Source organism: Stenotrophomonas sp. FR024 (genome assembly GCF_047500745.2).
Classification (GTDB): domain Bacteria; phylum Pseudomonadota; class Gammaproteobacteria; order Xanthomonadales; family Xanthomonadaceae; genus Stenotrophomonas; species Stenotrophomonas maltophilia_A.
Map to the genome: position 1 here is coordinate 340150 of NZ_JAXAXM020000002.1, position 13326 is coordinate 353475.

The 13326-nt window shown below is 67.7% G+C and carries 10 protein-coding genes; 5 read left to right on the top strand and 5 right to left on the bottom strand.

What is annotated here, in order from left to right; all coding sequences use genetic code 11:
- Window positions 1-2 precede the first annotated feature (2 nt).
- The 3 genes from creD to creB form a co-directional block, all read right to left on the bottom strand.
- Window positions 3-1322, bottom strand: a complete 1320-nt coding sequence (creD, locus tag ACMZ91_RS03590) for a cell envelope integrity protein CreD (RefSeq protein ID WP_032130265.1) — start codon at window positions 1320-1322, stop codon at window positions 3-5.
- Window positions 1323-1403: 81 nt separating this feature from the next.
- Complete coding sequence (creC, locus tag ACMZ91_RS03595) at window positions 1404-2864, bottom strand: two-component system sensor histidine kinase CreC (RefSeq protein ID WP_049462389.1); 1461 nt, start codon at window positions 2862-2864, stop codon at window positions 1404-1406.
- A 3-nt stretch (window positions 2865-2867) separates the two neighbouring features.
- A complete protein-coding gene (gene creB / locus ACMZ91_RS03600) occupies window positions 2868-3593 on the bottom strand; it encodes a two-component system response regulator CreB (RefSeq protein WP_277778625.1) in 726 nt (241 codons plus the stop codon).
- Between the two features lie 35 nt (window positions 3594-3628).
- On the opposite strand from creB, the gene ACMZ91_RS03605 reads away from it, so the two are divergent.
- The 4 genes from ACMZ91_RS03605 (at window position 3629) to ACMZ91_RS03620 (ending at window position 9402) form a co-directional block, all read left to right on the top strand.
- On the top strand, window positions 3629-4486 hold the full coding sequence (locus tag ACMZ91_RS03605) for a 23S rRNA (adenine(2030)-N(6))-methyltransferase RlmJ (protein ID WP_014036453.1): 858 nt from the start codon (window positions 3629-3631) through the stop codon (window positions 4484-4486).
- A gap of 95 nt (window positions 4487-4581) precedes the next feature.
- Window positions 4582-5127, top strand: a complete 546-nt coding sequence (locus tag ACMZ91_RS03610; protein ID WP_004150340.1) for a GNAT family N-acetyltransferase — start codon at window positions 4582-4584, stop codon at window positions 5125-5127.
- Window positions 5128-5275: 148 nt separating this feature from the next.
- The gene (mfd, locus tag ACMZ91_RS03615) at window positions 5276-8740 is read left to right on the top strand and encodes a transcription-repair coupling factor (protein WP_414577363.1); all 3465 of its coding nucleotides are present in this window, start codon (window positions 5276-5278) and stop codon (window positions 8738-8740) included.
- A gap of 44 nt (window positions 8741-8784) precedes the next feature.
- Window positions 8785-9402, top strand: a complete 618-nt coding sequence (locus tag ACMZ91_RS03620; protein WP_032127517.1) for an HD-GYP domain-containing protein — start codon at window positions 8785-8787, stop codon at window positions 9400-9402.
- 92 nt (window positions 9403-9494) lie between these two features.
- On the opposite strand, the gene ACMZ91_RS03625 is transcribed toward ACMZ91_RS03620, so the two are convergent.
- Entirely contained in the window at window positions 9495-11588 is a 2094-nt protein-coding gene (locus ACMZ91_RS03625; RefSeq protein WP_134951849.1) for a M13 family metallopeptidase, read from the bottom strand.
- 208 nt (window positions 11589-11796) lie between these two features.
- Window positions 11797-12546 (bottom strand): 2,3-diphosphoglycerate-dependent phosphoglycerate mutase, encoded by a 750-nt coding sequence (gene gpmA / locus ACMZ91_RS03630; RefSeq protein WP_004150217.1) that lies wholly within the window; start codon window positions 12544-12546, stop codon window positions 11797-11799.
- A gap of 94 nt (window positions 12547-12640) precedes the next feature.
- Between gpmA and nfi the strand changes: the two genes are divergently transcribed.
- On the top strand, window positions 12641-13315 hold the full coding sequence (gene nfi / locus ACMZ91_RS03635; protein WP_134951848.1) for a deoxyribonuclease V: 675 nt from the start codon (window positions 12641-12643) through the stop codon (window positions 13313-13315).
- Window positions 13316-13326 lie beyond the last annotated feature (11 nt).

Genomic DNA, 13326 nt, shown 5'->3' on the forward strand with positions numbered 1-13326 from the left:
CCTTACTTCAGTTCCGCGCCAAGCGCGTACCAGTCGACCCGGCGGGTCACCCACATCGCCAGCGCCAGGATCACGAACAGCAGCAGCGAACCCATCAGCAGCGCGTTGTTCTCCGACACCAGCAGGCCATACAGCGCGCCATACAACACGGTCAGCAGCGCAGCGAAGCCGAGGCCGCGCTTCCAGTGGCCCAGCACGTTGGCCAGGTACACCGCCTGCAGGCCGATACAGGCCACCGCAGAAACCAGGTAGGCCTTCCAGAACGCGATGTGCTCGGACAGGCTGATCAGCAGCAGGAAGAAGATCGCCAGCGCCAGGCCCACCATGAGGTACTGCAGCGGGTGGATGCGCAGTGACCTGATCAGCTCGAACAGGATGAAGCCGACGAAGGTGAGCAGCACGAACAGCACGCCGTATTTCGAGGCACGGTCGGCCTGGGTGTAGGCATCGACCGGATCAACCAGCGACACCGTCACCGCCTGCGACTCGACCGCACCATCATTGCGCAGCTGTCGTTGTGCATCGGAGGCCAGCGAGGACACCGCCCAGCGCGCATCGAAGCCCTGTGCGTCGACACGGCGCTCGTTGGGCAGGAACGCACCGCTGAACGACGGATGCGGCCAGCTCGAACGCAGTGCGATCTTGGTGTCATCGCCCACCGGCACCACCGACAGCATGCGGCTGCCATCCAGGCGCAGCTCGAGTTCGACGGTGCTGGCAGCCAGCGTACCGCCCTGTTCCGCGGCGAAACCGGCCACCGGCGCATGCAGGCCTCGCCCCACCTCGCTGGCCGCACCAACCCCCGGCAGCAGGCGCAGCTGCTTGCCATCCACGCGCAGGTTCGGCGTACCGACCAGACCACGCACATCGGAAATGCCCACCGCCACATACGGCTGGCCGTAGCTGCGGCCGGCCTTCACCGGATAGTCGTCTGCAGCGAACGTCGCCTTCATCTGGCCGTTCCAGCTGTATACCGGCACCTTGAACAGGCCGACCTCACGCTGGCTCGGCAGCATCTCGCCGCCCACCTCCAGCGACGCCGGCATCTGCAGCCAGTGCCCCTCGGTGACCTGCACCTCGGTCTTCTTGACGCCCAGCGGGTCGACCAGTTCAACCTGCTTGCGTTCCACCCACGGCACCACCCGCACCGGGCCCACCAGCTGCTGTGCACCGGCGCGGCTGTCGGCCACCCGTGAGAAGGCCTCGTCGCGGTACGCGCTACGTTCGTTGATGACCCCGCGGATCATCGTCAGCGGCACCAGCAGCAGCAGGATCAGCCCGCCGACAATGGCGAACCGCAGCAGCATCTTCAGGGATTTCATGGTCCATCCTCGTTGGAGAGGGCTGCAGGATGGACCGCCGCAGTGAGCAGGGTTTGTGGCGAATTTGAAGCGAGTGTGAAGTCAGCGGCGCGGGCGCTGGCCCGGCGCACTCAACGGCAGCCACAGGCTGGCCACGGTGCCGCCGCCCTCGCGGATATCCACGCTGGCACGCCCATCATGCAGGCGCGCGACCTCCTGCACGAAGGGCAGGCCCAGGCCGGAGCTGCGACGCCCGCTGCCGGGCCGCGCCAGCGAATAGAAGCGTTCGAACACCCGCTCACGCGCGTAGTCGGGAATGCCGGCGCCACGGTCGGCCACCTGCAGGCGCACACCCTGCCCGTCCACCTCGGCCTGCAGCGCGATCTCCGCGCCGGCTGGCGAGAAGGCAATCGCGTTGTCGATCAGGTTGTGCAGTGCCTGCCGCAGCAGGTAGCCGTCGCCTTGCACCCGCAGGTCGGGCACGTTGCCGATGCGGACCTGCACGCCGGCCGCCTGCGCACGCACCTGTGCGGCGGCCGCCGCATCGGCCAGCAATGCCGGCAGCGCGATCGGATCGCGGGTCTGCAGCCAGCCGTGCTGTTCCACTTCGGCCAGCGCCAGCAGCTTGTCGATGGTCTCGGTCAGCCGCTCCTGCTGGTCGACGATGCTGCGCGCGAAATGCACGCGATCGGCTTCCGGCAGCGGCTCCTGCAGCAGTTCGGCGGCACCGCGGATCGCCGCCAGCGGGCTCTTCATCTCGTGCGTCAGCGACTGCACGTACTGCTCGACGTAGGCCTTGCCCTCCAGCTTGCGGCGCATCGTTTCCAGCGCCTGGCCGAGATCGCCGATCTCGTCGCGACGGCGCCGTGGTGGTGGCACCGGTTCGCCCGCGCTGACCGCGCGTGCATAGCGGCTGAGCTGACCGAGGCCCGTGGTCAGCCACATCGTCACCAGCACGCCGACCAGCGCCGACAGCCCGATCAGCCACGCACCGCGCTCGATGATGGCGCGCTGGCTGGCGGCGATGAACGGATCGATGCTGCGGTTGGGCTGGGCCAGGCTGAGCACGCCGATCAGCGTGCGGCCGTCGGCCGGGTCGTACACCGGCGCCGCCACATGCATCACCGTATCGCCCTCTTCGCCGGCAATCTCGGGGCTGGAACGTGCGCCGTACTCACCGCGCAGGGTGCGGTAGACATCATTCCAGCGCGAGTTGTCGCGGCCGAGATCACGGCCCAGCGAATCGTAGATGACGATGCCCTTGGCGTCGGTGATGGTCACCCGGTAATCCAGCGAGCGCTTGGGGAAACGCCAGACCATCGCCTTCAGGTCGCGCTGCCGCGCCTTGGCCAGGTTGCGGGTGAAGCTGCCGCTGCGGATGGTGCCGTCCTTGACGTCGGCGGCGGCCATCTCGGCCAGCACGTTGGCCGCATCGACCAGGGTCGATTCCATCGCCTGGCGCACACCGGGCTTCACCTCGTTGACGAACACGCGCATCACGAAGAACGCGGCGATGCCGGTGATCAGGAAGAAGCCGAGGAACAGCTTCAGTACCAGGCGCATCGGCTAGACCTCCAGCGCGTAGCCGAGGCCACGGTGGGTGCGGATCGGGTCGTCGCTGGCACCGGCCGCACGCAGCTTGGCGCGCAGCGTCTTGACGTGGGTATCGACGGTGCGGTCGGCACTGTCGGCACTGCTGTCCCAGCCCCGGTCCATCAGCTGGGCGCGGCTGAGGATGGCGCCGGGACGCTGCAGCAGCGCCTCCAGCAGCGCATATTCGTAGCGGGTCAGGTCCAATGCCTGGCCACGGAAACGGATGCGCCGGCCCTCGCGGTCGATGGCGAACGCGCCATGCTCCTGCCAGCCCGCATCGGCGCTGGGCGCTGCGACGACCGGCGCCGCACGGCGCAGGCGTGCACGCACCCGCGCCACCAGCTCGCGCGGCGAGAACGGCTTGGTCATGTAATCGTCGGCGCCCAGTTCCAGGCCGAGCACCCGGTCCACTTCGTCGTTGCGGGCGGTCAGGAAGATCACCGGCAGCTGCGCCACCGGCCCGGCCTGCGCGCGCAGGCGCCGGCATACCTCGAAGCCGCCCAGGTCGGGCAGGCCCACGTCCAGCACCACCACGTCGATATCCCCGGCCTGCAGCCGCTGCAGGGCCTCGCCGCCCAGCAGGCAGTGGCTGGCGGCATAGCCCTCGCTGCGCAGCGCATAGAGCACGGTTTCGGCGATGGCGGCTTCGTCCTCGACTACCAGGACATGGGCAACAGGAGCTGTCATGGCGCGCAGCATAGCCGCTGCGGCCGCCGCCCCGTACACTGCCGCCCATGAACTATCGCCACGCCTTCCATGCCGGCAACCACGCCGATGTGCTCAAGCACATCGTGCAGCTGGCCCTGATCGACAGCTTCAAGCGCAAGGACAGCCCGTTCTTCGTGCTCGACACCCACGGCGGCGCCGGCCGCTACCTGCTGGCCAGCGAAGAGAGCCGCAAGACCCTCGAGGCTGAATCCGGGATCATGCGGCTGATGGCCCAGCCCAAGCTGCCGGAGGTGGTCGAGCGCTATCTGAAGGCGGTGCAGGCCGACAATCCGGTGGGCGCCCTGACCAACTACCCGGGCTCGCCGCTGCTGAGCGCGCAGGCGATGCGCGCGCAGGACCGCATGGCGGTCTGTGAGCTGCAGGAAGCCGAAACGGCCACGCTGAAGGCCCTGTTCGCCCATGACAGCCGCGTCGACGTGCGGGCGGGCGATGGCTATGCGCTGCTGCGCTCGCTGCTGCCGCCGAAGTTCAACGGCAGCAAGATCGGCCGTGGCCTGGTGCTGATCGACCCGCCCTACGAGGCCCAGGACGCCGAATACCAGGCGGTCCTGGCCGCGCTGGGCGAGACCCTGGCGCGCTGGCCGCAGGCCACGTGTGCCGTCTGGTTCCCGATCAAGCAGCGCCGCACCATCCTGCACTTCCTGCGCAAGGCCACCGCCCTGCCGGTGAAATCGGCGATGACGATCGAGTTCCTGGTGCGCCCGGACGACTCACCGCTGCGCCTCAACGGCAGCGGCATGCTGCTGCTCAACCCGCCCTGGCAGTTCGACCGGGTGGTCGGCCCGGCCCTGCCGGCGCTGCGCCAGCACCTGGGTGAACCCGGCGCCAGCACCCGCCTGGATTGGCTCAAAGCACCCGAATAACGGCCTTCACGAGGCTGTACCGCCGTGAGCCTTTCGTTCACGGAATGCAGCCCCGGTGATGCCACAATCGATGGACCACCAAGGAATCACCCGGTATGGCCACTCGCAACCGCATGCCGCCCTGGCATGAGATCTTCAAGGCTCCCAGCGGCCACGAGCTGCTGATCCGCCCCATCCGCCCGGAAGATGGCGCACCGCTGCAAGCGGCGTTCAGCCTGTTCGGGCCGGAAGAAATCCGTGATCGTTTCCTGCAGGCGGTGACCGAGCTGTCGCCGGAAACCACCCAGCGCCTGACCCACCCGAATCCCAAGACCGAGATCACCCTGGTCGCTGCCGAATCCCTGCCCGCTGGCGAAGCGGTGGTCGGCGCGGTCGCCCGGGCCTCGATCATCCCCGGTACCCGTGAAGCCGAGTACGCGATCCTGATCAGCCGCTTCCTGATCGGCCAGGGCCTCGGCCGGCAGCTGATGCGCAAGTTGGTGAAGTGGGGCCGCGGCAAGTACCTGGACCGCCTGTACGGCGACGTTGCCGCCGAGAACGAGCCGATGAAGCAGCTGGCCGCCTCGCTGGGCTTCAAGCCGGTGCCGCACCCGACCGGTGCCGAAGGCCTGGTGCGGATGGTGCTGGAGCTGGACAACTGACGGATGCGCCGGGCGTGCCCGGCGCGTCATTCCGGTAGTGCCGGCCGCTGGCCGGCATTGCGTTCCCCCAACGGCACATGAGGCTGCCGGCCAACGGCCGGCACGACTCGCCGGGCTTCGATCGGGCTTCTGCTAAAATCCGGGGTCCATGTCGCGTACCTCATACCCCGCCCCGCCGCTGCCGCGCGCCGGCCAGCTCCGCGCCTGGTGGCGCGCTCCCGCATCGCCGACCGCCCTGGCCTGGTACCTGGCCCAGGCCGCGCGTGCGCACGACGCCCCGCTGCTGGTGATCGCCCGTGACAACCACGGTGCCAACCAGCTCGAAGCCGACCTGCACACCCTGCTCGGCGGTGACCCGGCCCTGCCGGTGGTGGCCTTCCCGGACTGGGAAACCCTGCCCTACGACCGCTTCAGCCCGCATCCGGACATCATTTCGCAGCGACTGTCCGCCCTGCACCGCCTGCCCACGCTGAAGCGCGGCCTGGTGATCGTGCCGGTGCAGACCCTGCTGCAGCAGCTGGCCCCGCGCAGCTACGTGATCGGTGGCAGCTTCGACCTGAAGGTCGGCCAGCGCCTGGATCTGGAAGCCGAGAAGCGTCGCCTGGAAAGTGCTGGTTACCGCAACGTCCCGCAGGTGATGGACCCGGGTGACTTCGCCGTGCGCGGCGGCCTGCTCGATGTGTTCCCGATGGGCGCCGACGAGCCGCTGCGGGTGGAGCTGCTGGACGAGGACATCGACTCGATCCGTGCCTTCGACCCGGAAAGCCAGCGCTCGCTGGACAAGGTCGAGGCGGTGCACATGCTGCCGGGCCGCGAAGTACCGATGGACGAAGCCAGCATCGCCCGCGTGCTGGCCACGCTGCGCGAACGCTTCGATGTCGATACCCGGCGCAGCGCGCTGTACCAGGATCTGAAGTCCGGGCTGGCCCCGGCCGGCGTCGAGTACTACCTGCCGCTGTTCTTCGAACGTACCGCGACCCTGTTCGACTACCTGCCCGACGGCAGCCTACCGGTGGTCTGCGCCGGGGCCGGCGAAGCCGCCGAGGCGTTCTGGGCGCAGACCGGCGAGCGCTATGAACAGCGCCGCCACGATGTGGAACGGCCGCTGCTGCCGCCGTCGGCGCTGTACCTGTCGCCGGAGCTGCTGCGCGAGCGCCTGAACGATGCCCCGCGCATCGAAGTGTGGTCGGCTGACCACGCGCGCATCGCCGATGCCCACGCGCTGGGTGACCAGCCGCTGCCACCACTGCCGGTGGCCGCACGCGAAGCCCCCGCTGGCGATGCGCTGAAATCCTTCCTCGGTCACTATCCGGGCCGGGTGCTGATTGCCGCCGATTCGCCCGGGCGTCGCGAGGCCCTGCTGGAAGTGTTGCAGGCCGCCGAGCTGAAGCCGCCGGTGGTGGCCGACCTGCCCAGCTTCCTCGCCGACGATGCGCGTTTCGCGATCGCGGTGGCGCCGCTGGAGGATGGCTTCGCACTGGACGATCCGCGCATCGCGGTGCTGACCGAGCGCCAGCTGTTCCCCGAGCGCGCCGGCAGCACCCGCCGCACGCGCCGTGCCGGCCGCGAGCCGGAAGCGATCATCCGCGACCTCGGCGAACTGACCGAGGGTGCGCCGATCGTGCACGAGGACCATGGCGTCGGCCGCTACCGTGGCCTGATCGCGATGGACGTCGGCGGCATGCCCGGCGAGTTCCTGGAAATCGAATACGCCAAGGGCGACCGCCTGTATGTGCCGGTCGCCCAGCTGCACCTGATCAGCCGCTACTCCGGTGCTTCGGCGGAAACCGCACCGCTGCATTCGCTCGGTGGCGAGCAGTGGAGCAAGGCCAAGCGCAAGGCCGCCGAGAAGGTGCGCGATGTCGCCGCCGAACTGCTGGAAATCCAGGCCCGCCGCCAGGCGCGTGCAGGCCTGGCACTGCAGGTCGACCGCGCGATGTACGAGCCGTTCGCCGCCGGTTTCCCGTTCGAGGAAACCCCCGACCAGCTGGCTGCGATCGATGCCACCCTGCGCGACCTGGCCAGCAGCCAGCCGATGGACCGCGTGGTCTGCGGCGACGTCGGCTTCGGCAAGACCGAGGTGGCGGTACGCGCTGCATTTGCTGCGGCCAGTGCCGGCAAGCAGGTGGCGGTGCTGGTGCCGACCACGCTGCTGGCCGAGCAGCATTACCGCAACTTCCGCGACCGTTTCGCCGATTACCCGCTGAAGGTCGAAGTGCTGTCGCGCTTCAAGACCAGCAAGGAAATCAAGGCCGAACTGGAGAAGGTGGCCGCTGGCACCATCGACGTCATCGTCGGCACCCATCGCCTGCTGCAGCCTGACGTGAAGTTCAAGGACCTGGGCATGGTCATCGTCGACGAGGAGCAGCGATTCGGCGTGCGCCAGAAGGAGGCGCTGAAGGCGCTGCGCGCCAACGTACACCTGCTGACGCTGACCGCCACGCCGATCCCGCGCACGCTCAACATGGCCATGGCCGGCCTGCGCGACCTGTCGATCATCGCCACGCCGCCGCCGAACCGGCTGGCGGTGCAGACCTTCATCACCCAGTGGGACAACGCGCTGCTGCGCGAAGCCTTCCGGCGCGAGCTCGCGCGCGGTGGCCAGCTGTACTTCCTGCACAACGATGTGGAGAGCATCGGCCGCATGCAGCGCGAGCTGTCCGAGCTGGTGCCGGAGGCACGCATCGGCATCGCCCACGGGCAGATGCCCGAGCGTGAACTGGAAAAGGTGATGCTGGATTTCCAGAAGCAGCGTTTCAACGTGCTGCTGTCGACCACGATCATCGAATCGGGCATCGACATCCCCAACGCCAACACCATCATTATCAACCGTGCCGACCGTTTCGGCCTGGCCCAGCTGCATCAGCTGCGTGGCCGTGTCGGCCGTTCGCACCACCGTGCCTACGCCTACCTGATCACCCCCGACCGTCGCGCGATCACCCCCGACGCCGAGAAGCGCCTGGAAGCGATCGCCTCGATGGACGAGCTGGGCGCCGGCTTCACCCTGGCCACCCACGATCTGGAAATCCGCGGCGCCGGTGAACTGCTTGGCGAGGACCAGAGCGGGCAGATGGCCGAGGTCGGCTTCAGCCTGTATACCGAGCTGCTGGAACGCGCGGTACGCAGCATCAAGCAGGGCAAGCTGCCCGACCTGGATGCCGGTGAGGAAGTGCGCGGCGCCGAGGTCGAGCTGCATGTGCCGGCACTGATCCCGGAAGACTACCTGCCGGACGTGCACACCCGCCTGACCCTGTACAAGCGCATTTCAAGCGCGCGCGACAGCGATGCACTGCGCGAACTGCAGGTGGAGATGATCGACCGCTTCGGCCTGCTGCCGGATGCAGCCAAGCACCTGTTCGCCATCGCCGAGCTGAAGCTGAAAGCCAATACGCTGGGCATCCGCAAGCTCGACCTGGGCGAGAACGGCGGCCGCATCGTGTTCGAGTCCAAGCCGAACATCGATCCGATGGCGGTGATCCAGCTGATCCAGAAACAACCGAACCTCTATGCCATGGAAGGGCCCGACAAGCTGCGCATCAAGCACCCGCTGCCGTTGCCGGAAGACCGCTTCAATGCGGCCCGCGCCCTTCTGACCACCCTCGCCCCGGGTTGATCGCCCCCGAATACCCCGCACCGGTCCCCACCCGGTGCGGGCGGATGACCATGTTTCCTGACGCCGTACCCGCCCCCGACCTGCTGCACGCGCAGGCCTGCCTGATCGATGCCCTCTCGATGTCGCTGCAGATGCGCGACGCCTACACCCGCCACCACTGCGACCGCGTTGGCCTGCTCGCGCAGCGCCTGGCCACGCACTGCGATCTCGACGACGATGCCTGTTCGCAGATCGGCCTGGCCGCGCGCTTCCATGACATCGGCAAGATCGGCATTCCCGACGATGTACTGCTGACACCGCGCCGGCACACCGACGAGGAACGCGCGATCATGCGCGAGCATCCGGTGCGCGGCGAACACATCTTCCTGGCCACCGGCCGCAGCGATGCGGCACCGGTCGCGCGGCTGATTCGCGCCCACCATGAAGCGTTCGATGGCAGCGGCTATCCCGACGGCCTGCGTGGCGAGAGCATTCCGCTGGGCTCACGCATCGTCACCGTTGCGGATGCCTACGATGCCATGACCAGCGTGCGCCCCTACCGCGCAGCGATGGAACGCGAGACTGCGTTGCGCATCATCGACGAGCAGTCCGGCGGCCTGATCGATCCCTATGTGCTGCAGCGCTTCCATCGCATGCTGGCGCAGGAACCAGCGCTGGCCTGAGATCCGCCGGGCATGGCCCGGCGCTACCGATCAGACAAACAAAAGGCCCGGCATTCGCCGGGCCTTCTGCATCACGCATCACGTGCGATCGATTACCAGATCACCACGCGCTTGTCGTCGGCACGCACCATCGCATCGCCGGCCTTGCACTGGAATGCAGCGGCATAGGACGGCATGTTCGACGGCGCACCGTTGGCACGGAAGTTGGCCGGGGCGTGCGGGTCGGTGTTCAAGCGGACGCGCAGCTCACCATCGGTGAAGTTGCGGCGCCACACGGTGGCCCAGTTCATGAAGAAGCGCTGGTCCTGGCTGTGGCCGTCCACTTCGACGTTCGCCTTCGGGTCTTCCTTCAGCGCCATCTGCAGCGCGTCGTAGGCCACGGTCAGGCCGCCAAGGTCGCCGATGTTCTCGCCCAGGGTCAACTTGCCCTTCACGAACACGCCCGGCACCGATTCATAGCCATCGAACTGCGCGACCAGCTGGTCGGTACGTTCGGTGAAGGCCTTGCGGTCGGCGTCGGTCCACCAGTTGTCGAAGTTGCCGTTGGCAGCGAACTGGCTGCCCGAGTCGTCGTAGCCGTGCATCATCTCGTGGCCGATGACCGCACCGATGCCGCCGTAGTTCAGCGCCGGATCGGCCTTGGCGTCGAAGAACGGCGCCTGCAGGATGGCGGCCGGGAATACGATCTCGTTCTTGGTGGCGTTGTAGTAGGCGTTGACGGTCTGCGGGGTCATGCCCCACTCGGTCTTGTCCACCGGCTTGCCGATCTTGTCCAGCATGTAGCGGTAGTTGAACGCGCGCGCGGCCTGCATGTTGCCCAGGTAGCTGTCACCGTTGGTCTGCAGGCCCGTCCACTCGCGCCACTTGTCCGGGTAGCCGATCTTCGGGGTGAAGCTGGCCCACTTCTCCAGCGCCTTCTTCTTGGTCTCTTCGCCCATCCACGGCAGCTGCTCCAGGCGCGCCTTCAGCGCCACCGAGAGGTTCTCCACCAGGTGCTGCATGGCCACCTTGGACTCGGCCGGGAACACGGCGTCGACGTACAGCTGGCCCAAGGCTTCACCCATGCCGCCGTTGACCGACTCCAGCACGCGCTTCCAGCGCGGCTGCATTTCCTTCTGGCCACGCAGGGTGGTGCCATAGAAATCGAAGTTGGCCTTCTCGAACTGGCTGCTCAGGTACGGCGAGGCGTCGTCGATGGTGTGGAAGCGCAGATAGGCCTGCCAGGTGCTGGCCGGCACATCGGCGAGCATCTTGTCCATTTCACCGAAGAAGCCCGGCTGCGCCAGCGAGAACTTCTGCGCGGCCGGCACCTTCAGGGTGTCGAACAGCGCGGTCCAGCTGAAGTTCGGGGTCAGCTTGTCGGCGTCAGCCGCGCTGAGCGGGTTGTAGCGCTTGGCCGGGTCACGCATTTCGATGCGCGACATCGAGGCCTTGGCCAGACGGGTTTCGAAGGCCATCACGGCCTTGGCCTGCTCGGCAGCCTGCGCCGCGTCCACGCCGGACAGCGTCAGCACCTGCGCGATGTAGGCCACGTAGGCGTCGCGGATCTTGGCCTGCGCGTCATCGAAGTAGTAGCCCTTCTCCGGCAGGCCCAGGCCGCCCTGGCCGACATAGGCGATGACGTTGGCCGAATCCTTGTAGTCGGCATTGGCGAACAGCGAGAACAGCACGCCCTTGCCCTCGGCCTGGCTGTCGCGCAGGTACTGGGTGATGGCGGCGGTATCGTTCAGCGCGGTGATCTTGTCCAGCTGCGGCTGCAGCGGCGCCAGGCCGGCGGCTTCGATCTTGGCTTCATCGTTGCCGGTCTTCCAGATGTCGCCGATCTTGGCTTCCACCGAGCCGGCCTTGGCCTGGCTGGCCGCGGCCTGCTGCACCAGTGCGTGCTGCACTTCCAACGAGCGCTCGCGCAGGATCTCGAAGCTGCCCCAGGTGGTCTGGTCGCCCGGCACCGGGTTGGCCTTCAGCCACTTGCTGTTGACGAAGCCATTGAGGTCGGTACAGGCCGAGATGGACGGATCCAGGTCGGCGCTGTTGAGCGAGATCAGCGGCGTCTTGATCTGCGACAGGTCGAAGGCCGGCTTGGCGTCGGCGCTGGCCGCCGGCGCGGTTTCATTCTTGCCACAGGCCGCCAGCGAGGCAGAGATGGCGATGGTCAGGCCCAGCGGGACCAGGTTGCGGACGTTCATGAGGCTCTCCTGCGGGTAATTTCACAGGGTAGCCGGGGAGGCCTGCGGTGGGACCGGCCAAAGGTCACAGGACGCGCTTATGTAGAGTCGAGCCATGCTCGACTGCTCGCCGTTCTGGGTTTATTGTCCTTGCGGCAAGAGGCCAACAGCAGTCGAGCATGGCTCGACTCTACAAAAAGCGAAGGCCGGCTTGCGCCGGCCTTCTGTTTTATTTCGCCTTGCCCTGGTTGGCCACGGCTTCAGCGGCCTTGCGCGCTGCTTCCGGGTCGCCCAGGTAGCGGAACGACTTCACCGTCAGGTCGTCGTTCAACTCGAACAGCAGCGGGATGCCGGTCGGGATGTTCAGCTCGAGGATTTCCTCGCGCGAGACGTTGTTGAGGTACTTGTACAGCGCGCGCAGCGAGTTGCCGTGGGCGGTGACCAGCACGGTCTTGCCGTCCTTCAGCTGCGGCGCGATGGCGTCGTGCCAGTACGGCAGCACGCGGTCCAGCGTGGTGGCCAGCGATTCGGTGCCCGGCAGCGCGTTGCGGTCCAGGCCAGCGTAGCGGCGGTCATGGATCGGGTGGCCCGGATCTTCCAGGTCCATGGCCGGCGGCGGGATGTCGTACGAACGACGCCACACCTTGACCTGGTCCTCGCCGTGCTTGGCGGCGGTCTCGGCCTTGTCCAGGCCCTGCAGGCCGCCGTAGTGGCGTTCGTTGAGGCGCCAGGACTTGTTCACCGGCAGCCAGTCCTGTTCCAGCTCGGCCAGTGCACCCTGCAGGGTGTGGATGGCACGCTTGAGCACGGAAGTGTGGGCGACGTCGAACTGCAGGCCTTCCTCGCGCATCAGGCGACCCGCGGCGGCCGCTTCCCGGCGCCCCTGCTCGGTCAGGTCGACATCGACCCAGCCGGTGAAGCGGTTGTCCAGGTTCCACTGGCTCTGGCCATGGCGCAACAGTACGAGTTTACGGGTCACTGCAGGGTCTCCAACGCGAGGAAAGACAGGCCGCCATTGTAGCCCCGGGCGCCGCTCACCGGGCCGTGGCACCGCGCATGCGATGCTGTGACCAATGAATACGGTGATCGACCCCGGGCGCTGGGAAGGCAGCGTCGCCGCGGCACGCGCGCAGCAGCTCCAGCTGGCAGGCCGCGTGGAGCGCAAGGACCGCCTGCCACGCAACGTGCGCTGGCTGGCCGGGCTGGATGTCGGCTTCGAGGACGATGGCGCCATCACCCGCGCCGCGGCGGTACTGCTGGACGCAGAGACGCTGCAGCCCGTGGCGCAGGAGATCGCGCGCATCCCCACCGTGATGCCCTATATCCCCGGCCTGCTCAGCTTCCGCGAGCTGCCGGCACTGCTGGCCGCGCTGGCGCTGCTGCCGCATACGCCGGACCTGGTGTTCGTCGATGGCCATGGCATCAGCCACCCGCGACGATTGGGCGTGGCCGCGCATCTGGGCGTGGTCACCGACCTGCCGAGCATCGGCGTCGCCAAGTCGAAGCTGGTGGGCAGGTTCGTCGAACCGGGCGCCGAGGCCGGTGCGCATACGCCGCTGCTGGATGGCGATGAACAGTTGGGCTGGGTGCTGCGCAGCAAGATTCGCTGCAAGCCGCTGTTCGTGGCCGGTGGCCATCGGGTCAGTGCGGATACCGCGCTGGACTGGGTGCAGCGCACGCTGCGCGGTTACCGGCTGCCGGAGCCGACGCGGCTGGCAGACCGGCTGGCCTCGCGACGGGACGAATGACCGCACCGGGC

What these genes read in the sequence shown, in the direction of transcription:
- nfi (WP_134951848.1), top strand. Translation starts at nt 12,641, where the DNA reads ATGAATACGGTGATCGACCCCGGGCGCTGGGAAGGCAGCGTCGCCGCG.
- ACMZ91_RS03605 (WP_014036453.1), top strand. Translation starts at nt 3,629, where the DNA reads ATGAACTATCGCCACGCCTTCCATGCCGGCAACCACGCCGATGTGCTC.
- ACMZ91_RS03610 (WP_004150340.1), top strand. Translation starts at nt 4,582, where the DNA reads ATGGCCACTCGCAACCGCATGCCGCCCTGGCATGAGATCTTCAAGGCT.
- mfd (WP_414577363.1), top strand. Translation starts at nt 5,276, where the DNA reads ATGTCGCGTACCTCATACCCCGCCCCGCCGCTGCCGCGCGCCGGCCAG.
- ACMZ91_RS03625 (WP_134951849.1), bottom strand. Translation starts at nt 11,588, where the DNA reads ATGAACGTCCGCAACCTGGTCCCGCTGGGCCTGACCATCGCCATCTCT.
- ACMZ91_RS03620 (WP_032127517.1), top strand. Translation starts at nt 8,785, where the DNA reads ATGACCATGTTTCCTGACGCCGTACCCGCCCCCGACCTGCTGCACGCG.
- creD (WP_032130265.1), bottom strand. Translation starts at nt 1,322, where the DNA reads ATGAAATCCCTGAAGATGCTGCTGCGGTTCGCCATTGTCGGCGGGCTG.
- creC (WP_049462389.1), bottom strand. Translation starts at nt 2,864, where the DNA reads ATGCGCCTGGTACTGAAGCTGTTCCTCGGCTTCTTCCTGATCACCGGC.
- creB (WP_277778625.1), bottom strand. Translation starts at nt 3,593, where the DNA reads ATGCTGCGCGCCATGACAGCTCCTGTTGCCCATGTCCTGGTAGTCGAG.